We start from the raw sequence: 22,402 nt of genomic DNA on the forward strand, positions 1-22,402 counted from the left end.
CGGATTTATCCGCTATCGGCGGCGCAGCCGTCGTAAAACCTGAGTCCCAAGTTTTCCTGACACACTCGGGATAAAGGTTTTATGGCCGCTTCGCGCCCAATCGCGGATGAATCCGCTCCCCCACTGTCCTGCCTGAATCAATGAGTCATGTGCTGCTCTATGAGAGCTGACTTGCCGTGGCTATCGTTTCAGCGCACGGCTGGCTCGAACACCTCCACCGCGCCCGCATCGATCTTGCGCGGCAGCAGCCCCTGGGCAAAGAACACATCTGCAATCTGCTGCTGCTCAGCGAGGTTGTCACGTCCCACCGGCTGCACGTCATAACTGCGGCGGCCGTTGGCCTGCTCCACCGTCGCCACATCGAGGTTGCCCCACAGCGGCCCGAGCACCTTCGCCGCATCGCCCGGATGCGCCTTGATCCACTTGCCCGCCCCGCTCAGCGCGGTGAAAAGGGTGTTCAGCACCTCCGGGTGGGCCTTGGCGTAGTCGCTGGACGCCAGGTAATAGCGCTGGTAGTTGGACAGGCCCTGGCCATCGCTCAACACTTTCGCATGCTGCTGGCGCTGGGCACTGGCCACGAACGGGTCCCAGGTCACCCAGGCATCCACCTTGCGGTTCTCGAAGGCGGCGCGGCCATCCGCCGGAATCAGGTAGGCCGGCTGGATGTCGCTGAAGTTCAATCCGGCCTTGGCCAGTGCCTGGATCAGCAGGTAGTGGCTGCCGGCGGCCTTGGTCACTGCGACCTTCTTGCCCTTGAGGTCGGCGAGGTTCTTCAGCGGCGAGTCGGCCGGCACCAGGATGGCCTGCGCCAGAGGCGAGGGCGTCTCGCGGGCAAAGTAGGTCAGCTTCGCCCCGGCCGCCTGGGCGAACACCGGCACGGTATCGGCGACATCGGCGGACACATCGACATTGCCCAGGTTCAGGGCTTCGAGCAGCGGCAGGCCACTGGCGAACTCATGCCAGGTGACGTCGATGCCCTTGGCCTTAAGGTCTTTCTCCAGGTTGCCCTGGGCCTTGAGCAGGGTCAGCAGGGTCGAGGATTTCTGGTAGCCGATGCGCAGGGTTTCGGCGCTGGCGGTACCGACCAGACTGGCGCCGATCAGCACGGCGACGGCGAGTTTTTGCAAATGCTTGAAAGACATCATGGAAATCGCTCCGGGTCAGGGGGTCTTGGTCAGTTGCGCGGCATCCGGGAGGACGAAACCGCTGGCGAAGGTCGGTGCCACGTCGAGGCGCCCGGCGATCAGGCCGTGGGCCTGGTAGAAATCAGCGGTCTCCTGCTGCTCGGCTATGGTTTGCGCATCCACTGCCTGCCAGCGCAGTTGCCGGCGCTCGAACTGCAGGCGTGCCGCTTCCACCGGGAAGCCGATGATCTGCGCCAGGGTCTTCGAGTAACTGTCGAGGTTGCGGTTGGCCCAGTCCTGGGCCTTGGCCAGGCGGCTCAGGTAATCCTGCAACGCCGCGCGCCGGGCCGGATCGGCCAGGGCCTTGTCGGTGGCAGCAAGGAAACCGTTGCCGCTGGACAACCCGCGGCCATTGACCAGCACCCGCCCCTGCCCACTCAGCTCGGCCAGCGCGGTGTAGGGCTCCCAGGTGGCCCAGGCATCCACCGACCCATTGGCCAGGGCGACCTTGGCATCCACCGGGCCGAGGAAGCGGAATTCCACGTCCTTCTCGCTGAGGCCGGCACTGACCAGAGCCTTGAGCGCCACATAGTGGCCGATGGAGCCGCGCCCGGTGGCGATACGCTTGCCCTTCAGGTCCGCCACATTCTTCAGCGACGACGACGGCTGCACCAGCACGGCGGTGCCGTAGGCGTCGGACTTGTCCACGGCAATGGCCTTGACCTGCGCCCCCGAGGCCAGGGCGAACAGCAGCGGCGCATCGCCGATGATCCCGGCATCGATGGCACCGGCATTCAACGCCTCGGCCAGTGGTGCGGCGGCGGGAAACTCGGCCCAGCGGATGTCATAAGGCAGGTCGCGCAGGGCATCGGCCGCTTCCAGCTGGGCGCGCATATTGCCTTTCTGGTCGCCGAGGCGCAGTTCGACACGCTCGGCAGCAAAGGCCGGGCTCGCCAGCAACAGGGCGGCACCGAGGGCCAGGATTCGGGTGAAGGGGATCATTCGCGACGCTCCTCAAGGCTGGAGGCCAGCCTGTTGTCAGGTTCCGGGGTCCATCCGCGGCGTGGCGAATGTGGGATGGACTGTAACGACTCGTCAATAATCAGTGAAATGCATTTTGGTCATAACCTAATATGCGAACAATTTTTCATTCCAGCCATTAGCTTAGAACCACAAAGAATTTTACAGCGCCGATTACCACGCATACGGTCATAAGCCCCGCCGGCAAGGATTCGCTAGCCAGGGCGGGCGAACGGCGTCCGCCAGCGGGCGTCCCCAGCGTCTTATGCGATGAGTGCCCGATGAGCCAGTCTTCCGCCGCTGTCCCCCTGCACCGGCCGCCCGTGCCGGACAGCCCCTCTGCCGATCTGGATTCGGTTCTTGCCGGGATCACCCGTGAGCTGGCGGCCAGCGCTGCCAGCTTCGACCGCAGCGGGGCCTTTCCCGCCGCCAACTTCGAACTGCTGCAGCGCCACGGCCTGCAGGCCCTGACCGTACCGAAAGCCCTGGGTGGCGGCGGCGCCGACCTGCCCACCGCACGCAAGGTGATCAGCGCGGTCGCCAAGGGCGAGCCGTCCACGGCGCTGATCCTGGTGATGCAATACCTGCAGCATTTCCGCCTGCAGGACGACCAGCGCTGGCCGGCGCACCTGCGCGAACGCCTGGCCCGCGAGGCCGTGGAGCACGGCGCGCTGATCAACGCCTTCCGCGTCGAACCGGAACTCGGCACCCCGGCCCGTGGCGGCCTGCCTGCTACCCTCGCGCGGCGTACTGCCGAGGGCTGGCGCCTGTCCGGAACCAAGCTCTACTCCACCGGCAGCCATGGCCTGGAGTGGTACCTGGTGTGGGGCCGCAGCGACGATGCCGACCCACTGGTGGGCGGCTTCCTGGTGCACAAGGACAGCCCGGGCATCCGCATCGTCGATGAATGGGACCACCTGGGGATGCGCGCCACCTGCAGCCACCGGGTCGAGTTCGACAACGTCCTGCTGCCGCTGGACCATGCCGTGGCGGTCAGCCCGGCCAGCGCACCGCGTCCGGAACTGGATGGCGAAAGCCTGGTGTGGATGGCGGTGCTGCTGTCGAGCATCTACGACGCCGTGGCCCAGGCCGCCCGCGACTGGCTGGTGAGCTTCCTGCGCGAACGGGTGCCGTCCAACCTCGGCCAGCCGCTGGCCAGCCTGCCGCGTTTCCAGGAGCGGGTCGGGCGCATCGACACCCTGCTCTTCGCCAACCGCAACCTGCTGGACTCCGCCGCCGTCGGCCTGGTGCCGGCGAGCAACGCCGGGCAGCTCAAGCAGCTTGTCACGCAGAACGCCATCCACGCCGTCGAGCTGGCCATCGAGGCCACCGGCAATCCCGGCCTGTCGCGGCACAACCCGCTGGAGCGGCATTACCGCGACGTGCTCTGCAGCCGCATCCATACCCCGCAGGACGACGTGGTGTTCCACGGCACCGGTCGTGCCGCCCTCGATACAGGAGTCGCCCAATGAGCAGCATCAGCGTGATCGCCAGCCAGCTCGATCCCGAGGTCAACGAACTGCTGCGCCAGCGCCTCGGCGGGCACCGAGTGATCGACCTTTCCCCTGACCAGTTCAATGCCGAGCGCGCCGACGTGCTGATCGTGCGTCCGGTCAACGTACGCGGGCGCCGGGTCGACGAGGCGCCGCGCGGCTGGCCATGGTCGCTGCGCTGGGTGCAACTGGTGTCGTCGGGCATCGATTTCTATCCGGACTGGCTGTTTCAGGGGCCGCCGGTCACCAGCGGCAAGGGCAGCAATGCCGAGCAGGTCGCCGAGTTCGCCCTGGCGGCGATCTTCTGCGCGGCCAAGCGCCTGCCGGAGATCTTCGTCAAGGACGACGACTGGAGCTTCAGCACCCTGCAACCGGTGCGCGGCAAGACCCTCGGCATCCTCGGCCTGGGCAGCATCGGCAAGAGCCTGGCGGCCAAGGCCACGGCGCTGGGCCTGCGGGTGATCGCCCTCGGTCGTCCCGGCCAGCCACTGGAGGCCGGGGTGCCGGTGCAAGCCGTGGCGGATATCCATCAGCTGTTCGCCGAGTCCGATCACCTGGTGCTGGCCGCGCCCCTCACCGCACAAACCCGTGGCCTGATCGGCCGCGAAGTGCTGGCCAGCGCCAAGCCGGGCCTGCACCTGATCAACATCGCCCGTGGCGGCCTGCTCGACCAGCAGGCGCTGCTGGAGGCCCTCGACGCCGGCCTGATCGGCCGCGCCACCCTGGATGTCACCGAACCGGAGCCGCTGCCCGCCGGGCATCCGCTGTACAGCGACCCGCGGGTGTTCATCTCGCCGCACACCTGCGCCCTTTCCACCGAGGGGTTGCGCGGCTTCGCCGAGGACTTTCTCGACAACTTCCAGCGCTATCGCCAGGAGCAGCCACTGCGCAACCTGGTGGACCACCAGCGCGGCTACTGACTTTTCACCGAATACCGAGGAGTACCGCAATGACTGCCGTATCCGTTCTGTCCGTGACCTCCGATCTTTCCAGCGTGCGCCAGCGGGTCAGCGCCGAAGAGTGGGAGGTGCGGGTCAAGCTCGCCGCCGCCTACCGCCTGGCAGCGCTGTTCCGTTGGACCGACCATATCTACACGCACTTCTCGGCGCGAGTGCCAGGGCCGGAGGAGCATTTCCTGATCAATGCCTTCGGTTTGCTGTTCGATGAAATCACCGCGTCCAACCTGGTCAAGGTGGATGTCGACGGGACCATCATCGACGACCCGCTGGGACTGGGCATCAACCAGGCCGGCTACGTGATCCACAGCGCCATCCACCGCGCCCGTCCCGATCTCAAGGCGGTGCTGCACACCCATACCCGCGATGGCGCGGCGGTGTCGGCGCAGCGCGACGGGCTGCTGCCGTTGTCGCAGCATGCGCTGGCCTACTACAGCCGGGTGGCGTACCACACCTATGAAGGGGTGGCGCTGGACCTGGATGAACAGCAGCGGCTGGTGGCGCATCTGGGCGACAGCAATATCCTGATCCTGCGCAACCATGGGCTGCTGACCGGGGGCAGCAGTGTCGAGCATGCCTTCCGAGAGCTGCACGGGCTGGAACGCGCCTGCAATATCCAGATCGCGGCGCAGGCCGGGGGCAATGCCGACCTGCTGTTCGCACCGGAGGCGGCGATCGAGAAGGTCAAGCAGCAGACGGCGGCGTTCATCTCGGGTGACAGCCCGGGCATCCAGCGGCATTGGGATGCGTTGATCCGGCAACTGGACCGTGAAGGAGATGATTACAAGCATTGATTCGCCGCAGGCCCCTGTGGGAGCGGGTTCACCCGCGATGACGTCGGTGAATTCACCACCGCAATCGCGGGTGAACCCGCTCCCACAGGTCCGCGTCATCCCCAAGATTACCGACCCCGGCAAAGGGAGGAACCCAATACCTGAAAGCAGGAAGCCCACCATGCCCAAACCCGCCTTGCGCCACACCGTTCCCCTGTTGCTGCTGCCCCTGACCGCCCTCGCCGCCGAACCCGCCAAGGAAGAGCGTCTGCCCAGCGTCACCGTCACCGCAGAACACCGCCAGGAAGACCTGCAAAAGGCCCCTCTAGCCATCAGCGCCTTCGACGAGAACACCCTGCGCGACCAGCAGATCAACAACATCCGCGACCTCTCCGGCCGGGTGCCCAACCTCACCCTCGGTCGCCAGTCGATCTCCTACAGCGCGCAGACCTACGGCATCCGCGGGATCGGGGAGACCGACCCGATCCAGGAGGCCGCCGTCGCCGTGTATGCCGACGACCTGTACATCCCGCGGGCCATTTCCTCGATGCTCGACTTCAACGACGTCGAGCGCGTCGAAGTCCTGCGCGGCCCGCAAGGCACCCTGTACGGGCGCAACAGCGCCGCCGGGGCGATCCGCGTGATCACCCGCGACCCGGACCAGAAGACCCGCGCCTTCGTCGAACTCGGCGCCGGCAACTACGACGCCCGCAGCGGCCGCCTGCTGGTCAGCGGGCCGCTGGTGGACGACACCCTGTTCGGCAGTTTCTCAGCCTTGCGCCTGAGCCGCGATGGCACGGTGTACAACCGCACCCGGCACAAGGACGTCAACAACGTCGATATCCAGTCCTATCGCGGCAAGCTGCGCCTGGCACCGGTAGATTCGCCCTGGGACACGCAACTGACCCTGGCCGGCACCTTCGACCGCGGCGACACCACCAGCTACAGCCCCTTCGATCCGGCCAACGGCCATTTCGACAAGTTCAAGACCTACAGCAGCCTCGACCCGAAGAACCGCCTCGACCAAGGCAGCGCCGTGCTGCGCTCGATCTACCACTTCGACGACCAGCTCAGCTTCAAGTCGGTCACCGCCTGGTCGACGTTCGACCAGCCGGTGGACTACGACAACTCCGGCGAAGCCAATGTCGGCAACGCCGCACCGACGCAGAACAACCTGATCCATTACAAGCAGCGCTACGCCACCCAGGAGTTCCAGCTCAACGGCGACTACGAGCGCTTCAACTTCACCCTCGGCGCCTATTTGTACAAGGAGCGCTTCCGTGCCGAGCGCGACAGCCTCACCTATTCGGTGGCGGCGGACCGGGTCAACGCCAGCGGCCAGTACAGCACCACCGATACCGAGAGCTATGCACTGTATGGCCAGGGCACCTACAAGCTGACCTCGCGCCTGTCCCTCACCGCCGGCCTGCGCTACACCGCCGAGCACAAGAACTTCGACTACCAGAACTTCCGCATCACCACGGCGCGGGACATCACCGGCCTCAACTTCAGCGCCGAAACCAGCGAAAGCTGGGCCTCGTTCAGTCCCAAGCTGGGCCTGGAATATGCCTGGAGCGACACACTGACCCAGTACGGCTACGTGGCCAAGGGCTTCAAGGCCGGCGGCTTCGACAACCGCGCCCCGACCCGGCTCGCGGCCTTGCAGGGCTTCGATCCGGAAAACGTGATCACCTATGAAACCGGGCTCAAGGGCGACTACCTGGACGGACGCCTGCGCAGCAACATCGCGGTGTTCTACAACGACTACAAGGACCTGCAGACCAACGCCTGGGACCCGGCGATCAGCGCCAACCTGCGCACCAACGTCGGCAGTGCCCATAGCTACGGGGTGGAACTGGAGAACACCGCGCTGTTGAGTCGCGACCTGACCCTGAGCGCCAACCTCGGCTACCTCGAAGCGCAATACGACGACTTCAAGAACGCGGCCGGACCGGGAGTGGATGCCGATGGCAACCGCATGGTGTTCGCCCCGCGCTGGAACCTGGCGCTGGGCCTGAACTGGACGGTACCGGTGGATGTGCCGGGGGCACTGGTGGCGGGGACCGACTGGCAGTTCCAGACCAGGTCCTATGCCAATGCGGTGAACGGGGATATCTACGAGGTGCCGCAGCAGAGCTTCTGGAACGCCAACACCAGCTACAGCAGCGGCGACGGACACTGGACCACGACCCTGGCGGTGAAGAACCTGCTGAATCGGGCGTATCCGCAAAGCATCGCGTACTCGGCGGCGAGCAGTACGGCGTATTACTCGGTGAACGATCCACGGACCATTACCTTGAGCGTGCGTTACGAGCTGTAAATGAAGCGGGGCCTGCAATGCAGGCCCCTTCGGGAATCAGGAGTCGCGCTTGTCGGTGCCCTGCTGCGGCTCGGCTTTCTTGTCGGCTACCGCCTGTTGCGGTGCCTCTTTTTGTGCCTGCTGGAATTGTGCGTGCCATTCGGTGACGCGGTCGCTGCCGCCTTCGGCGTGGGCCAGGACTGGCAGGGCGAAGAGGACGGACAGGGTTGCTGCTTTGAGAACGGACATTTGGAAAAACCTTTGCGTGGATAACGATAATCAGTTGCCCGCACATTGTCCGAAGCCTCGATTAACCGGGAGTTAAGTCCTGGATCTTCATCGATCTTGCGGGCCCTATCGCTGGCAAGGGCACTGCAAGTCCTTCTAGACCCACGGCATCTGATGCGTCACACAGTGAATCCCGCCCCCACCCGCCGCGATCGCATCGATATCCAGCGCAACAATCTCTCGCCCCGGATACAGCGTCTCCAACAACTCCTGCGCCTTGCGATCCGCCGCCGCATCCCCGAACTGCGGCATGATCACCGCCCCATTGATCACGAAGTAATTGATATACCCCGCGGCAAAATCCGGGTTGTCCCGATTGAACCGGCTCTTGCGCGGTTTCAGCGGCGGCGACAGCACATGCACCTTCAACCTGCGCCCATCAGCATCGGTAGCGTTCTGCAAAATCTCCAGATGCTTGCGCGTCACCGCATGGTCATAGGAATCCGGATCGGTATCCAGGTTCGCCACCACCACCCCGGGACTGACGAAGCGCGCATAGAAATCCACATGGGCATCGGTGATGTCCTTGCCGCGGATCCCCGGCAACCAGATGATCTTGCGAAGCCCCAGGCAGGCCTTCAGCTCTTCCTCCACCTCGGCCCGGGTCCAGCCCGGATTGCGGTTGGCATTGACCCAGCAGCTCTCGGTCATGATTCCGGTGCCATGCCCGTCCACCTCGATGCCACCGCCCTCGCCCACCAGCTCGCTGCGCAGGTAGCGCGCCCCGGTGTCGCGGGACATCAGTGCAGCGACACGGGCATCCTTGCTGTGCCGCTGCTTGCCGCCCCAGCCGTTGAAGTTGAAGTCCAGCGCGGTCAGGCCGCCGTCCTCGGTGGTGAGGAAGTTGGCGCCGATATCGCGCATCCAGATATCGTCCAGCTCGGTTTCCAGGTAGCGCACGTTGGCCGTGCCGCACAGCTCTTGCGCCAGCTCGCGCTCGTCACTGCGACAGAGCACGGTCACCGGCTGGAACCGCGCGATGGCCCGGGCAATGCGGCCCTGGGCTTCCTGCACGTCGCCAGTGAAGTCCTCCCAGATCGCCTCCTGGGCGCCAAAGGCGATCCAGGCGTGGCGCTGGCGTTCACCTTCGTCGGGCATGAACCAGTCCTCTTCGCCGGCGGCGAAGGCATGCAAGGGATTCAGCCCGGCACTGGCGATCAAGCCCAGGCTACTGGCGATGGAAAGCTGCCGGATGAACTGGCGGCGGGTCGGCATGATGGTTTCACTCTTTCAACTGGCGGTCTTGAATTTGGTCCATGCACGCATCCGCGCGCGCATGGCCGATTGCGGGATGTCCTTGCCCGGAATCAGGCGCTGAAAGGCGCTTTCATCAGGGTAGATATCCGGGTTGTCACGCATGCTCGGATCGACCTGCGGTCGCGCTTTGGCGCTGGACGTCGGGTAGCCGGTGAAGTTGCTGATGGCGGCCATGTTGTCCGGGCGCATGACAAAATTGATGAAGGCGTAGGCGTACTCGGGGTGCTTGGCATCCACGGGGATCGCCATGTTGTCCATCCACACCGTGGTGCCCTCGCGGGGAATGCGGTACTGGAACTTCACCGGCTTACCGGCGGAGTCTGCGGCGCGCTGGGCCTGGGTCATGTCGCCGCTGTAGCCGAGGGACAGGCACAGGTTGCCATTGACCAGGTCGGTGACCGGCTGCGACTGGAACTTGCGGATATACGGGCGCACTTTCATCAGCAGTTCGCTGGCCGCAGCCAGGTCTTCGGGCTTGGCGCTGCGCGGTTCACGACCCAGGTAATTGAGTACCACTGCCAGCACCTCGTCAGGCGAGTCGATCACCGAGATCCCGCAGTCGGCGAACCTGGCCGCCAGTTCCGGCTTGAACAGCAGGTCGAGGCTGTTGACCGGTGCATCCGGTACTCGCTTGCGGATCTGCTCGTCGTTGTAGGTCAGGCCGATGGTGCCCCAGGTGTAAGGCACCGTGGCCGCCGCCGAATGCGGGTAGTGTTCGCGCAACTGGCGCAGGCCCGGCTCGATGTCCGCCAGACTGCTGAGCTTCGCCGGGTCGAGCTTCTGCAGGCTGCCGGCGCGCATCAGCCGCTCGGCCACGGTGTCGCCGGGGAAGATCAGGTCGTAGCCGCTGCCGGAGGTCATCAGCTTGGCCTCCAGCACCTCGCTGCCGTCCATCACGTCGTAGATCACCTTGATCCCGGTTTGCGCGGTGAAACGCGCCAGCGTGTCCTCGGCGAAATAGTCGGACCAGTTGTACAGGCGCAGGGTCTTGTCCTGGTCGTCGGCGTGACTTGCGCCCTGGCTCAGGCACAACGCCAGGGCCAGGACCGTCAGGGAACGTCGTTTCATCTCACACCTCCCGCGCCGGACGCCAGATACTGGTGGAACCGCCGTCGAGGCTCAGCAGCGCGCCATACATTTCCGGCCGGCGGTCGCGGAAGATGCCCCAGGTCAGGCGCTCGGCGCGCATCGCCGCAAGATCAAGGGTGCGCATCAGCACGCCGGGGGTCTGGCGGTCGGCTTCGGCGAGCAGCTTGCCCTTGTGGTCGCTGATGAACGACGAGCCGTAGAAGTCCATGTGCAGCTCGGGATCGCCGGTCGCCACTTCGCGACCGATACGGTTGGCGGCCACCACCGGTAGCAGGTTGGCCGCGGCGTGGCCGCGCATGGTCATTTGCCAGTGGTCGCGGGAGTCGAAGTCGCTGGCGCCCGGCTCGGAACCGATCGCTGTGGGGAACAGCAGCACCTCAGCGCCCATCAGCGCCAGGCAGCGCGCGGTTTCCGGGAACCACTGGTCCCAGCAAATACCGATACCGAGGCGGCCGAGGGCGGTGTCCCAGACCCGGAAGCCGGTATCGCCGGGGCTGAAGTATTCCTTCTCCTGGTAGCCGATGGCGTTGGGGATGTGCGTCTTGCGGTAGACGCCGAGCAGGCGGCCATCGGCATCGGCGACGCTCAGGGAGTTGAAATACGCATTGCCGGCCTTCTCGTACCAGCTCAGCGGCAGCACCACGCCCAGCTCACGGGCCAGCGCGGCGAAGCGCTGGAGCACGCGGCTGTGTGCGTATTCCTCGGCCAGGGCGAGATGCTTGTGGTCCTGTTCGATGCAGAAATACGGGGTGGCGAACAGCTCCTGCAACAGGATTACCTGGGCACCCTGGGCGGCGGCATCGCGCACCAGTTGCTCGGCGCGGTCGAGGTTGTCATCGAGGTTCCAGGTGCAGCGCATCTGGGTGGTGGCGACGGTCAGGAAGGTCATGGCGATTACTCCTGTACCGGCCAGGCCGGCTGTTGCTGGGTGATGCAGTGCACGCCACCGCCGCCATGAGCCAGGTGGTTGATCTGCACCGGGACCACTTCTCGGCCAGGGAAGGCTGCGGCCAGCACGCGGGCGGCTTCTTCGTCCGCCTCGATACCGTAGGCCGGCATGATGATCGCGCCGTTGGCGATGTAGAAGTTGGTGTACGAGGCGCAGAACACCTCGGCTTCCGGGTCCACCGCGGCGCTGGCTTCGTACAGCTCGATCAGTTCGAAGGCGCGGCCGTGGGCATCGCGGGCCAGCTCCAGGGCGCGGCGGTTCTCGCGCACCACTTCAGCGTAGACCGAGTCCTGGTCGCGGGTCGCATCTACCAGCAGCACGCCGGGACGGGCGAAGGCGCAGACGCCATCGACATGGCCGTCGGTCATGTCGCCGGTGACGTACTGCGGATCGCCAGGCAGCCAGATGGTCTTGGTCACGCCGAGCAGGCGAGCGAAGATCTCTTGCGCCTCGGCCTTGTCCAGCCCCGGGTTGCGGTTGGGGTTGAGCAGCACCGATTCGGTGGTGATCAGGGTGCCTTCGCCATCGACGTGAATCGCCCCGCCTTCGTTGGCCAGCCAGGAGCCGAAGCAGTCCGCGCCAAGGCGATTGAGCACGCGTCGGGCCAGACCCTCGTCGAGACCATGGGCCGACTTGCCGCCCCAGGCATTGAAGCGCCAACTGACCCCGGCCAGGCCATGTTGCGGGTGGCAGATGAAGCTCGGACCGGAGTCGCGGCACCAGCTGTCGTCCACCGGCAACTCGATCAGTTCGACATTGGCCCCGCACAGCTCGGCAGCGGCGGACCGGGCGCCCGGGTGGACCACCAGTTTCACAGGCTCGAAGCGGGCGATGGCGTTGACCACCCGGGCAAAGTCGGCCTGCACGTCCTCCAGGCGCACCGTCCAGGTGCTTTCCCAGAGCGCGCGGTTATGCGGCCAGACCATCCAGGTCGCCGCGTGCGGCGCCCACTCCGCGGGCATCATCCAACCCCTGCTCCGATCACCGTTGCACTGCATGTTCGATCCACCTTCAGTTAAGTAATTTTTATGCCTGAAATCCGCAACTGCGGAATGGATGTCATGCTATGACTCGGATTCAAGCGCGACAAACGATGGATTTAGCCGACAACTGATTAGCGAGCCTTATCGATCATGCTGAAACACTGGCCCCCGCTCAACGCCCTGCGCGGCTTCGAAGCCGCCGCCCGCCTGGGCAGCTTCCACAAGGCCGCCGAGGAACTGCACCTGACCCAATCGGCGATCAGCCAACAGATCCGCAGCCTGGAAACCTTTCTCGAACAGCCGCTGTTCCATCGCAGCGGGCGCAGCGTCAGCCTCACCGATGCCGGGCACGACCTGCACGCCACCACCCAGGCCATGCTGCAGCAGCTATCGGTGGGCATCCGCCGCCTGGACCAGTACCGCAAGCCGAACCAGCTGGTGGTCAACACCACCCCGGCGTTCGCCCGCCACTGGCTGCTGCCGCGTCTGGGTGATTTCCATCGCCAGCACCCGGAGGTGGACCTGTGGCTGTTCACCACCTACGAGGTGCCGGACATGGCCACCCAGACCGTCGACCTGAGCCTGCGTGATGATCTCGAACCCCAGGCGGAGTGCAGTTACCAGGTGCTGTTCGAGGACCGGCTTTACCCCGCCTGCCATCCCGATGTGCTGGCGTTGCCGGTCGCGCAGCGCACCACCCTGCATGGCGAGCGGGAGATGGACTGGAGTCGCTGGTCAGTGCTGGGTGGGGAGGATGTCGGGCAGCGGACCCACGGTCTGAATTTCTCCGATCCGGGGTTGCTGCTGGATGCGGCGTGCGAGGGGCATGGGGTGGCCATGGTCAGCCAGTTGCTGGCGGCGCGGGGGCGGGACAAGGGCCTGCTGACGCCGTTGAGCGAGCGACGGGTGGCGGGACCGCAATGGGGGTGCCTGGTGCATCAGGACAGCGAGAAAAGTCCGTTGACGCGCTCGTTCATGGGCTGGGTGCGCGAAGCGCTGGCGGTTCAGTAGGGAACGGCGAGCAGCACGATCGCCGTGCCATGGGTGGCGATGGCCGGGATCACGCCGTAGCGCAGGCGGATCAGGGCACAGGCAAGGCCTTCGATCAGGGTGAAGGCCAGCACCGGCCAGCTGGCCTGGGTGACGGTGGTGGCGAGGAAGATGTGGCAGGCGGCGAAGGCCAGGGCGCTGTTCAAGGCAGCGCGCAGCGGTGTGGCGTGTTGTTCCAGGTAGCCTTGCAGGAGGCCGCGGAACAGGACTTCTTCCAGGGCGTTGCCGCCGTAGGCGAGCAGGATCAGGCCGCCCAGCCAGAGATTGAAACCGCCGAATTCGCTGCCCTGGTACAGCCGCAGCGGGATGCCGATAGCGCAGCCGGCGAGCAGGCCGAGGGCCAGGCCCGTGGGCAGGTGGCCCTTGCGCCAGGCGATCAGCGACCAGAGGGCCGGAGCCAGGCGCCGTAACAGGGCGATGAGCATCAGGGACATCAGCCCCAGCGCGGCGAGCACCAGCGGGTTGTCGATGAAGCCGATACGCACCTGGCCGTCCAGGGACCACAGGCCGGTGGGGGTCATGGCGTCGCGGACCAGGATGAAGGCCAGCAGCAGGATGAGGATGCGCAGGCCGGTGCGGCTGTTCGGCGTCAGCCAGAACCACAGGGCGCAGAGGGTCAGGCCGGGGGTGATGTGGAGCAGGTAGGTGGCGAGGTGGGTGAGTCCGTCCTGGAGCATTGCGCGGGGTCCTCGGGCGACAGGTTGGCCAGTATACATTTGCGCCGCACCTGACGGCCTCATCGCGGGCAACGCCCGCTCCCACGAGTATCACGTCGACCCCGGATCTCATGACCGACAGAGGTCCTTGTGGGAGCGGGCGTTGCCCGCGATGAAGGCACCACGGTCTTTCATTTCCCCGCCAGAGCCAGCCCCGCCAGATACCCGAAAGTCATCCCCGGTCCCAGGGTAATCCCGCCACTGGGGTAGTACCCACCCATGATGCTGTTCATGTCATTGCCCACCGCATGCAACCCGGCAATCACCTGCCCTTGCCGATCCAGCACCCGCGCCGCCGCATCGGTCTTCAACCCGGCAAAAGTGCCCAGGCTCCCGGCCACCAGCCGCACCGCATACAACCTCCCCTGCAATGCCCGCAACGACGGATTCGGCCCATTCGCAGGATCCCCCAGCGCCCGGTTGTACGCCGACTGCCCACGCCCGAACTCCGGATCATGCCCGACCCGCGCATGCTGGTTGAAACGCTCGATGGTCGCGGCCAACTGCTGCGGATCGAGCCCGCAGCGCTGCGCCAGTTCCCGCGCATCCCGCCCCTCCACCAGGTACCCGCAACGCCGGTAATGCCGGATCGAAAACGGCCACGGCTTGGCCCAGCCAATCCCGAAGCGCCGCTGCGCCTGGCGATCGCAGATCATCCATGCGCAAGGTTCCTGCCCCTCAGGCGTGCGAGCGAACAGATCATTCATGAAGTCATGGTAACAATCCGCCTCGTTGGTGAACCGCCGTCCTTCACCATCCACCGCGATAAACCCGGGCTTTCCCCGGTCGACCAGATGGGGAAACCGCCCCGGCGGGCCATTGCGTCTGGGCACCAGCGAGACCGGCGCCCAGGCGGCGGCGTGAGCGAGGTCCTCGGCCAGCAAGCCGCCCACCGCCTCCCCCAGCCGCAAGCCATCGCCACTGTTGTCCAGCGGCGCCGCACAGTGGTGCCGGTGACCAAGCCGCTGGGCCAGACGCTGCGGATCATGGGCAAATCCACCACAGGCCAGGACCACACCACGTCGGGCGATAACCCGTTGCTCACCTGCCAGCACCGCCCCGCTCACCCGTTCGCCCTCGTGCAGCAGGCGCACGGCAGGACTTTCGGTCAGCAACTGCACCCCTAGATCCAGCGCACTGCGCAACAGCCGGGCCACCAGGGCATTGCCATTGACCAGGTGCATGCCGCGCCCATGGCGAAGCAGATCCCAGCCATGTCGCAACAGGCGTCGAGCCACATGCCAGGCCGCCTTTGGCGAACGCCGGGCATTGAAGAACGCGGCCATGTCCGCTCCACCGGCGATCCCCATGCCGAACAGGCTGACGATATCCAGCGGTGGCCGCAGCCGCTCGATCCACTCGCCCAGCTGGTGGCCGTCGAACGGCTGGGCGCACAGCGATCGTCCGCCCTTCGCAGAGCCTTCGCCATCGCGCATGTCCGGCATCGTCGTGCCGGAGTAGAAGCGTACGGCAGTGTTGCCCTGGAAGAACTCGACCATCTCCGGCCCACGTTGCAGATACGTCCTTTGTGCCTCGCTCAACTGCTCTCCATGGACCTGGCCCAATAGATAGCGCTCCGGCGCGTCCTGCACCTCGACCGCCCCTTCGGCCACCGCCAGCGGATTGCGCGGCACCCACAGCCAACCACCGGACCAGGCGCTGGTGCCGCCAAGCCAGTGGCTCTTCTCGACGACAATGACCTTGAGCCCGTGACTGGCCGCAGTCACCGCCGCCGCCAGCCCCGAGGCGCCCGAGCCGATCACCAGCACGTCGCACTCCATCACCTGGCTCATTTGAGCGGCGAGAAACCGGTGGGCCGCATCAGCCGCGACTCCAGCTTGAGCACAGCCCCCAGCTCCTTGTTCTTGCGTCCGAACTCGGCCCAGCGCGGATCGGCGGCCATGCTCGCGCGACGGGCAGCGCGGTCGTCGAGGCTTTCATAAGCCCAGATATGCACCACCTGGTTGGCCTCGCCGAACTCGGTGGTGAAGAAGCCCACCAACTGGCCCAGATGCTCGGTCTGCACCGCCAGGGCATCGCTCTGGTACAGCGCCAGCCAGTCGGCCATGCGGGTCGGGCTCAGGGTGTAGGTGCGCAGTTCGTAGTACATGGTCATTTCTCCAGGATCATCGAGGGTGTGTGTGCCAGCCGCTCGGCGGCATGGCAGGCGGCGAGCCAGCCGAAGGTCAGGCCCGGGCCGAGGGTGATGCCGGGGCCGGGATAGGTGCCGGCCATCAACGAGTTCATGTCGTTGCCGGCGGCGTAAAGGCCAGGGATCGGCACGCCGCTGGCGTCCAGCACCCGTGCCTGGGCGTCGGTGGCCAGGCCACGTGCCGAGCCGAGATCGCCGCTGTGCAGGCGGATCGCGTACCACGGCGCCTTGAGCAGCGGCGCGTTGCACGGGTCGGGCTGGTGTTCGGGGTCACCCATGTAGCGGTTATAGCTGTTGCCGCCCTTGCCGAAGGCGCGGTCCACGCCCTCGCGGGCATCGCGGTTGTAGCTTTCCAGGGTGCGCCGCAGGCCCCGGGGATCGACACCGATCTGCGCTGCCAGTTGCTCGGCGCTGGCGGCACGGAACAGGTAGCCGGCCTCGATCAGCGCGTCGTTGTTGACCGGTTTGGGCCGAGCCAGACCGAGGCCGTATTTGTTCAGGGCCTCGGCATCGCAGACCAGCCAGCACGGTGTGCTGCCGGTGGCGTACATGCGCTGGACGAAATGGTGGTAGGAGTCGGATTCGTTGACGAAACGCTCGCCGGCCCGGTTGACCGCGATCACGCCGGGCTTGGCGCGATCGGTGACCAGATGGGGGAAGCGCTCGCGCTGGCCGTTCTTGTGCAGCACCTCGGAAACCGGTGCCCAGAAGAAGTTGGCGGCCAGTCCTTCCCCCAGCACCGCACCCGCCGCCTGGCCCAGGCGCAAGCCATCACCGGTGTTGGTGTGCGGCGACATGCTCAGGTGCGCGCTGCCGGTGTCCGGGCGTTGTGCCGCCGCTTCCGGCGCGGCGGCGAAACCACCGGTAGCGCAGATCACACCACCACGGGAGCGCACCCGCAGCAGGCGACCACCACGCGCGATGGTCGCCCCCACCACCGCCCCCTGCTCGATGATCAGCGCTTCGGTACGGCTGTCCAGCCATAACGTCAAACCATGAGCGAAGGCCGTGGTGGCGAGCCGGGCGACCAGTGCATTGCCCGTAGTCAGGCGGGTGCCACGCGGATGGCTGATGCGGTCGATGGCATAGCGGCCCATCAGTTTCAGGCAATGCAACAGCGACCGTGGCGAACGGCGGAAGCTGAGGAAATGCTGGATATCCACGCGGTTGACCATCATCCCACCGAAGAGCAGCATGCCCGCCGGCGGCATCTTCAGGTCCTTGAAGTGCGCGCCGAGACGACGGCCGTCGTACTCCAGCATCTCCAGGGCACGGCCGCGGTCGGTGGCGCCCTCCTGGTCCGGGTAGTAATCCGGGGACAGCGGGCGCAGGGCGTACTTCAGTTCGGTATGGCTTTCCAGCCAGCGCAGTGCCTGCTGGCCTTGCTCGATATAGGCGTCCACCAGTTCAGCGTTGTAGCCGGGACCGATGGTCTTGTGCAGGTAGCGGCGCATGGCCTCGGGGCTGTCCTCGATGCCGGCGGCGCGGGCCTGGTCGGTGCCATGGACCCACACCGCACCGCCGGAAATCGCCGAGGTGCCGCCGAACTGCGCGGCCTTTTCCACCAGCAGTACTTTCAGTCCCTTGCGGGTAGCCGTCGCTGCTGCGGCAAAGCCCGCAGCACCACTGCCGAGAACGATCAGGTCGAAGACCTCTTCAGGCGCGCTCATCACCCGCCCTCACAACTGCAAGGGCGTGACGCCCATGAAGTGGCCGAGGTTGCCGAGCTGGGCGAAGGCCATCTGCGGGCCGGTCTGGATCGCGCAGCCGCGTTCGCGGGCGGCGGCGAGCAAGGGCGTGATTTCCGGCGAGGTGACCACGTCAGCGACCAGCGTGGCGGCGTCCAGACTGTCCAGTTGCGCAGCGTCCAGCGGCAACTCGCCGGTGCCGCCCATGCCTGCCGGGGTAGCATTCACCAGCAGGTCGAAGCCTTGCAGCGAGTCGTAGCCGATAACGATGCGCACCCCGGCGAACGCCTTGCCCAGCAGCTCGGCCAATGCCTCGCAGCGCGTCGCGCTGGCATCGCTGAGCACCAGCGAGGCGACCCCGGCCTGGCACAGCGACCAGGCGATCGCACTGCCAACACCGCCCGCACCGATCACCAGCGCACGCTTGCCCTCGGCGCGCAAGCCATTGAGGCAGGCAGCGTTGAGAAAGCCCTCGCCATCGACGTTGTCGCCCAGCAGGCGGCCATCGGCCTGGCGGCGGATCACGTTCACCGAACCCAGGGCGGCAGCACGCTCGCTGACTTCGTCCAGACGCCCGGCCAGCACCTGCTTGTACGGCACGGTGACCACCACGCCGCGCAGGTTCTGCCAGCCGCGCAGAGTGTCGATGAAGGCGTCGAGGGCGTCCTCGCGGATATCGATGGGCAGCATCGCCAGGTCGTGGCGGTTGGCCTGGAACCAGCGATTGAAGTTTTCCGGGGATTTGACCTGGGTGATGGGCGACCCGACGATCGCCACCAGTTCGGTGGATCCGTGCAGCATGCGAGACCTCCAAGAGGGCCGTTGTTGTTGTGCGCCAAGGGTGCGGTCTGGCGCCCTGGCGGCCAACGCTGGAGATCGAGGTTTTAGTTGTTATTCGCAACATGACTGCGATAATCGCAGTCTTTGTCGAAATCAGTGGAGCGTCCCATGGCTCAGCCCGAGATTCACCCGCGCGACCTTATCGTCGGTCTGCAGAAGGGCCTGGCGCTCATGCAACTGTTCAGCGTCGACCGACCGAAGCTCAGCGTGCCCGAGGCGGCGCGCCTGTCCGGGCTGACGCCGAGCGCGGCTCGGCGCTTTCTCCTGACGTTGGTGCACGAAGCCTTTCTGCAGACCGATGGCCGCCAGTACTGGCTGACGCCCAAGGCCCTGCGCATCGGCCAGGCCTATGTGGACTCGGCGCAGTTGCCGCGGATGCTGCGACCGGTGGTGGAACAGGTGGCGCGGACCACCCAGGAACATGTCTCGGTGGGTACGCGGGATGGCGACGAGATCGTGCATATCGTCCGCAGCCGGTACAGCCATGTGGCCTCGCTGTCGATCCGGCCGGGGTCGCGGGTACCGATGTATTGCACCGCCAGCGGGCGGTTGTGGCTGGCATCGCTGGACGAGGCGGAACTGGCGGCGTACTTCGCCCGGGTCGACCTGCGCGGCTTGACGCCCCATACCTGCGTGGAGGAAGGGCCGTTGCGCGAGGAATTGCAGCGGATCGCGCGGCAGGGGTATGCCGAGGTGGACCAGGAATTCGAGGTGGGAATGCGGGTGCTGGGGGTGCCGTTGCTGGACCGGCATGGCGTGTTGCGCTCGACGTTGGCGGTGACCAGCCATGCGTCGCGGATCAGCCTGGAGGAGATGCGGCGGCGGTTCCTGATGCCGCTTTATGAAGCGCAGGCGTTGTTGCGGCCGGTGATGGAGGCCTGAGGGCCTTGTGGTGTCTGATCCGGCCTCATCGCGGGCAACGCCCGCTCCCACAGGGTTTTGTGTGCACCGCAGTCCTTGTGGGAGCGGGCGTTGCCCGCGATGGGGCCCTGAAAATTACCCCTGAAGCGGGCGGTTGCACCACTCCCGCAACAACCCCGCGAACACCTGCGCCGCCTCCGACAACGGCCGGTCCGTCGGCGTGGTCAGCCCGATCGGCGCCCGCAGCAAGGTACTGCTGAACGGCAGCGCCTTGACGATCCCCAGGCGCAGATCCAGGTCCACCACCCCACGCTGGACGAACCACACCCCGTCGTAGTCCTGCACATACACCCGCGAGAAGGTCTCGCTCAGCGACTCCTGGATCGCGAACCCCTCCCCTGCGCCGCTGGACAGCAGGAAGTTGTCGACACTGATACGCACCAGCGTCCCCTGCGGCGAAACCAGCAGCACATACGGCCGCAAATCCTCCAGCACCAGCCGTTCGCGGGCCGCCAGCGGATGGTCGCGGCGTACCACCAGCAGCAGGTCTTCCTCGTACAGCGCCTCGAACACCACGCCGAGCATGTCGCGACCAATCAGGCGACCAACGATCAGGTCCAGCTCATGGGTACGCAGCTTGCCAACAAGAAAGTCGTACACCCCGGCCAGCACCTGTACCTGAATCTGCGGATAGCGCTGGCGCATCTGCGCGATCACCGGCGCCAGCATGTAGCCCGCCGCCGTCGGCAAGGCGCCAACCCGCAACACCTGGGGCGCCTGGGGACGCACCTGGCCCTCGTCCAGGGCCATGCGGAAACTGGCCATGGCCTGCGCCGCATGCTTGTGAAAAGCCTCGCCGGCCGCGGTCAACTGCACGCCCTTGCGCCCGCGTACCAGCAACTGCGAGCCCAGTTCCTGCTCCAGTTCCTTGATGCTCTTGGACACCGCCGACAGGGTGATATGCAGCAAACGCGAGGCCGTGGCCAGGCTGCCGGAGCTGACCACGGCGAGGAAAACGCGGAAGTGACGCAGGTTGATGGTGGAGAGATTCACCGGCAGGTCCCTTGAGTTAATCAACCTGCAAGTTAACCAATGCACGATTTTATATCAATTTAATCAACCTCTAACTTCATCTAGCATCCTTTCCATCGCTTCCACGGACACCATTGCCATGACTCAAGCCCGCCCCCGCCTGGGCGTTTCCAGTGCCTCGCTGCCCAGCCTCGCCCCCGAAGCGCTGGTGGACGAGCTTGCCCGCCTGGGTTACCAGGGCGTCGAATGGCGCGTCGCCGCCATCGACGGCCTGGACGCCAGCCGCGCCTGGGATGCGCGCAGCAACAACCGCTGCACCCTGCCACCGTGCGAACAGGCCATCACCCGTATCCAGCAGCGCTGCCAGGCCAACGGCTTGCAGATCTTCGGCCTCAGCCCGTACCTGACAGTGGGCGACCTCGACCCGGCCCTGCGCCTGATCGACCTCGCTGCCCTGGCCGGCAATGCCCGCCTGCGCCTGTGGGCACCGGCCTACGACCGCGAAGGCTATGCCGCCACCAGCAGCCGCATGCGCCACTTTCTCGACCAGTTGCTACCCCGCGCCGAAGCCGCCGGCGTGCGCCTGGCCCTGGAAGTGCACCAGCGCACCATCTGCTCCAGCCCATCCCTGGCCATGCGCATCGCCGAGCATTACCCGGCGCAACACCTGGGCATCATCTACGACCTCGGCAACCTGGCCATCGAAGGCCGCGAGGACGTGGGCCTGTCCCTCGACCTGATGGGCGAGCACCTGGCCCATGTGCAGGTGAAGAATGTGGCCTGGGTGGCCCAGGCCGATCACCAGTGCTGGCGCTGGGAATGGTGCCCGCCAGACCAGGGCGTGCTGCCCCTGCGCGAAATGCTGCAGACCCTGGCCGAACGCGGCTTCGTCGACTGGCTGTCGGTGGAGGACTTCGACAGCACCTGGCCCGATGCCCACAAGCTGCTGCGCAACCGCGAGCTGATGCAGCGCTATCTCGACCTGGACGCCCCGGTCGCCCCTGTTTCCACCCCCGAGGTATTCTGCCCATGAACCTGCCCCACACCCCGCGCCGCGTCGCCCTGGTCACCGGCGCCGCCGGCGAGCTGGGCCGCGCCATCTGCCAGCGCCTGTGCCAGGACGGCCTGCATGTCATCGCCGCAGACATCGATCTGGACGCCGCCCAGACCCTGGTCGACAACCTGCCGCTGGCCGAAGAACAACGCGCCCTCGCCGTTCACGCCGACCTGGGCGATGCCGCGTCGATCGCTGCCCTGGTGGCGCTGGGCGGCAGCACCTTCGGTCGCCTCGATGTAGTGGTGAACAACGCCGCGGTCAATCATCGCGGCTCGATCTACGATTTCGATCCGGTGAAATGGGACCACATGATGGCCGTCAACCTGCGCGGTCCCGCCCTGCTCTGCCAGCAGGTCGCGCCGTACTGGAAAGCCCGGGGCAGCGGCCGGGTGATCAATATCGTCTCGCGCTGCTGGGTCGCCGGCGGACCGCCCGCCTACGTCGCCTGCAAGGCCGGGCTGGTGGGGCTGACCCGCTCCATGGCCCGGGAATTGGCGCCGCACAATGTCACCGTCAATGCCATCGCCCCGGGCCTGCTGCCTTCGGCCTTCACCCTCGACGGACGCGATGCCGAGAGCTTCGAACACATGGCCGCCGGCTCCATCGCCAATACACCGCTCAAACGCCTGGCGACCCCGGAAGACATCGCCGGGACCACGGCCTTCCTGGCCTCGCCGGATGCCGCCTTCATCACTGCCGAAGTCGTCCATGTCTGCGGCGGCAGCCAGTTGGCGCCCTTCGGCAACTGAACACGCCTTACCCGACCATCACAACT

General features: G+C 66.1%; 21 protein-coding genes. 8 read left to right on the forward strand and 13 right to left on the reverse strand.

Features of this window, described 5'->3' with window-relative positions; all coding sequences use genetic code 11:
- Positions 1–188 precede the first annotated feature (188 nt).
- Both AC5QPF_RS18375 and AC5QPF_RS18380 read right to left on the reverse strand, forming a co-directional pair.
- Positions 189–1,142 carry an aliphatic sulfonate ABC transporter substrate-binding protein gene (locus tag AC5QPF_RS18375; protein WP_494964201.1) on the reverse strand — a complete coding sequence of 318 codons (954 nt, stop codon included), beginning with the start codon at positions 1,140–1,142 and terminating at the stop codon, positions 189–191.
- A gap of 18 nt (positions 1,143–1,160) precedes the next feature.
- Positions 1,161–2,126, reverse strand: coding sequence for an aliphatic sulfonate ABC transporter substrate-binding protein (locus tag AC5QPF_RS18380; RefSeq protein WP_494959249.1), 966 nt, complete (start codon positions 2,124–2,126; stop codon positions 1,161–1,163).
- A 299-nt stretch (positions 2,127–2,425) separates the two neighbouring features.
- On the opposite strand from AC5QPF_RS18380, the gene AC5QPF_RS18385 reads away from it, so the two are divergent.
- The 4 genes from AC5QPF_RS18385 (at position 2,426) to AC5QPF_RS18400 (ending at position 7,686) form a co-directional block, all read left to right on the forward strand.
- Entirely contained in the window at positions 2,426–3,616 is a 1,191-nt protein-coding gene (locus tag AC5QPF_RS18385) for an acyl-CoA dehydrogenase family protein (protein ID WP_494959250.1), read from the forward strand.
- On the forward strand, positions 3,613–4,557 hold the full coding sequence (locus tag AC5QPF_RS18390; protein ID WP_494959251.1) for an NAD(P)-dependent oxidoreductase: 945 nt from the start codon (positions 3,613–3,615) through the stop codon (positions 4,555–4,557). The genes AC5QPF_RS18385 and AC5QPF_RS18390 overlap by 4 nt, the downstream gene beginning before the upstream one ends.
- 29 nt (positions 4,558–4,586) lie before the next feature.
- A complete protein-coding gene (locus AC5QPF_RS18395) occupies positions 4,587–5,387 on the forward strand; it encodes a class II aldolase/adducin family protein (RefSeq protein WP_330076534.1) in 801 nt (266 codons plus the stop codon).
- A 160-nt stretch (positions 5,388–5,547) separates the two neighbouring features.
- Positions 5,548–7,686 carry a TonB-dependent receptor domain-containing protein gene (locus AC5QPF_RS18400; protein WP_494959252.1) on the forward strand — a complete coding sequence of 713 codons (2,139 nt, stop codon included), beginning with the start codon at positions 5,548–5,550 and terminating at the stop codon, positions 7,684–7,686.
- A 36-nt stretch (positions 7,687–7,722) separates the two neighbouring features.
- Here the strand turns inward: AC5QPF_RS18400 and AC5QPF_RS18405 are convergent, their stop codons facing one another.
- From AC5QPF_RS18405 to AC5QPF_RS18425, 5 genes are all read right to left on the reverse strand, one after another.
- Positions 7,723–7,914, reverse strand: a complete 192-nt coding sequence (locus AC5QPF_RS18405) for a co-regulatory protein PtrA N-terminal domain-containing protein (RefSeq protein WP_494959253.1) — start codon at positions 7,912–7,914, stop codon at positions 7,723–7,725.
- Between the two features lie 135 nt (positions 7,915–8,049).
- A complete protein-coding gene (locus AC5QPF_RS18410) occupies positions 8,050–9,168 on the reverse strand; it encodes an agmatine deiminase family protein (protein WP_494959254.1) in 1,119 nt (372 codons plus the stop codon).
- A 15-nt stretch (positions 9,169–9,183) separates the two neighbouring features.
- A complete protein-coding gene (locus AC5QPF_RS18415) occupies positions 9,184–10,278 on the reverse strand; it encodes an extracellular solute-binding protein (protein WP_494959255.1) in 1,095 nt (364 codons plus the stop codon).
- A gap of 1 nt (position 10,279) precedes the next feature.
- Positions 10,280–11,188, reverse strand: a complete 909-nt coding sequence (gene aguB / locus AC5QPF_RS18420) for an N-carbamoylputrescine amidase (RefSeq protein WP_494959256.1) — start codon at positions 11,186–11,188, stop codon at positions 10,280–10,282.
- A 5-nt stretch (positions 11,189–11,193) separates the two neighbouring features.
- Complete coding sequence (locus AC5QPF_RS18425) at positions 11,194–12,246, reverse strand: agmatine deiminase family protein (RefSeq protein WP_494959257.1); 1,053 nt, start codon at positions 12,244–12,246, stop codon at positions 11,194–11,196.
- 135 nt (positions 12,247–12,381) lie between these two features.
- Here AC5QPF_RS18425 and AC5QPF_RS18430 point away from each other — a divergent pair, with 135 nt between their 5' ends.
- A complete protein-coding gene (locus tag AC5QPF_RS18430) occupies positions 12,382–13,242 on the forward strand; it encodes a LysR substrate-binding domain-containing protein (protein WP_494959258.1) in 861 nt (286 codons plus the stop codon).
- On the opposite strand, the gene AC5QPF_RS18435 is transcribed toward AC5QPF_RS18430, so the two are convergent.
- The 5 genes from AC5QPF_RS18435 to AC5QPF_RS18455 all read right to left on the reverse strand — a co-directional run bounded on the left by AC5QPF_RS18435 (position 13,236) and on the right by AC5QPF_RS18455 (position 18,638).
- Positions 13,236–13,958: a CPBP family glutamic-type intramembrane protease gene (locus AC5QPF_RS18435; protein WP_494959259.1), complete on the reverse strand. Its 723-nt coding sequence runs from the start codon at positions 13,956–13,958 to the stop codon at positions 13,236–13,238. The two genes, AC5QPF_RS18430 and AC5QPF_RS18435, sit on opposite strands and share 7 nt — an antisense overlap.
- A gap of 170 nt (positions 13,959–14,128) precedes the next feature.
- On the reverse strand, positions 14,129–15,790 hold the full coding sequence (locus tag AC5QPF_RS18440) for an FAD-dependent oxidoreductase (protein ID WP_494959260.1): 1,662 nt from the start codon (positions 15,788–15,790) through the stop codon (positions 14,129–14,131).
- Positions 15,787–16,107 (reverse strand): NIPSNAP family protein, encoded by a 321-nt coding sequence (locus AC5QPF_RS18445; RefSeq protein ID WP_494959261.1) that lies wholly within the window; start codon positions 16,105–16,107, stop codon positions 15,787–15,789. The genes AC5QPF_RS18440 and AC5QPF_RS18445 overlap by 4 nt, the downstream gene beginning before the upstream one ends.
- Positions 16,108–16,109: 2 nt before the next feature.
- The gene (locus tag AC5QPF_RS18450) at positions 16,110–17,819 is read right to left on the reverse strand and encodes an FAD-dependent oxidoreductase (protein ID WP_494959262.1); all 1,710 of its coding nucleotides are present in this window, start codon (positions 17,817–17,819) and stop codon (positions 16,110–16,112) included.
- A 9-nt stretch (positions 17,820–17,828) separates the two neighbouring features.
- Complete coding sequence (locus AC5QPF_RS18455) at positions 17,829–18,638, reverse strand: shikimate dehydrogenase family protein (protein ID WP_494959263.1); 810 nt, start codon at positions 18,636–18,638, stop codon at positions 17,829–17,831.
- A 147-nt stretch (positions 18,639–18,785) separates the two neighbouring features.
- On the opposite strand from AC5QPF_RS18455, the gene AC5QPF_RS18460 reads away from it, so the two are divergent.
- Positions 18,786–19,559 (forward strand): IclR family transcriptional regulator domain-containing protein, encoded by a 774-nt coding sequence (locus AC5QPF_RS18460; RefSeq protein ID WP_494959264.1) that lies wholly within the window; start codon positions 18,786–18,788, stop codon positions 19,557–19,559.
- Between the two features lie 114 nt (positions 19,560–19,673).
- On the opposite strand, the gene AC5QPF_RS18465 is transcribed toward AC5QPF_RS18460, so the two are convergent.
- The gene (locus tag AC5QPF_RS18465; protein ID WP_494959265.1) at positions 19,674–20,591 is read right to left on the reverse strand and encodes a LysR substrate-binding domain-containing protein; all 918 of its coding nucleotides are present in this window, start codon (positions 20,589–20,591) and stop codon (positions 19,674–19,676) included.
- A gap of 118 nt (positions 20,592–20,709) precedes the next feature.
- Here AC5QPF_RS18465 and AC5QPF_RS18470 point away from each other — a divergent pair, with 118 nt between their 5' ends.
- Positions 20,710–21,603, forward strand: a complete 894-nt coding sequence (locus tag AC5QPF_RS18470; protein WP_494959266.1) for a TIM barrel protein — start codon at positions 20,710–20,712, stop codon at positions 21,601–21,603.
- Positions 21,600–22,376, forward strand: a complete 777-nt coding sequence (locus tag AC5QPF_RS18475; protein WP_494959267.1) for an SDR family oxidoreductase — start codon at positions 21,600–21,602, stop codon at positions 22,374–22,376. The genes AC5QPF_RS18470 and AC5QPF_RS18475 overlap by 4 nt, the downstream gene beginning before the upstream one ends.
- Positions 22,377–22,402: the final 26 nt, after the last annotated feature.

Source organism: Pseudomonas sp. Con_6, from assembly GCF_059379395.1.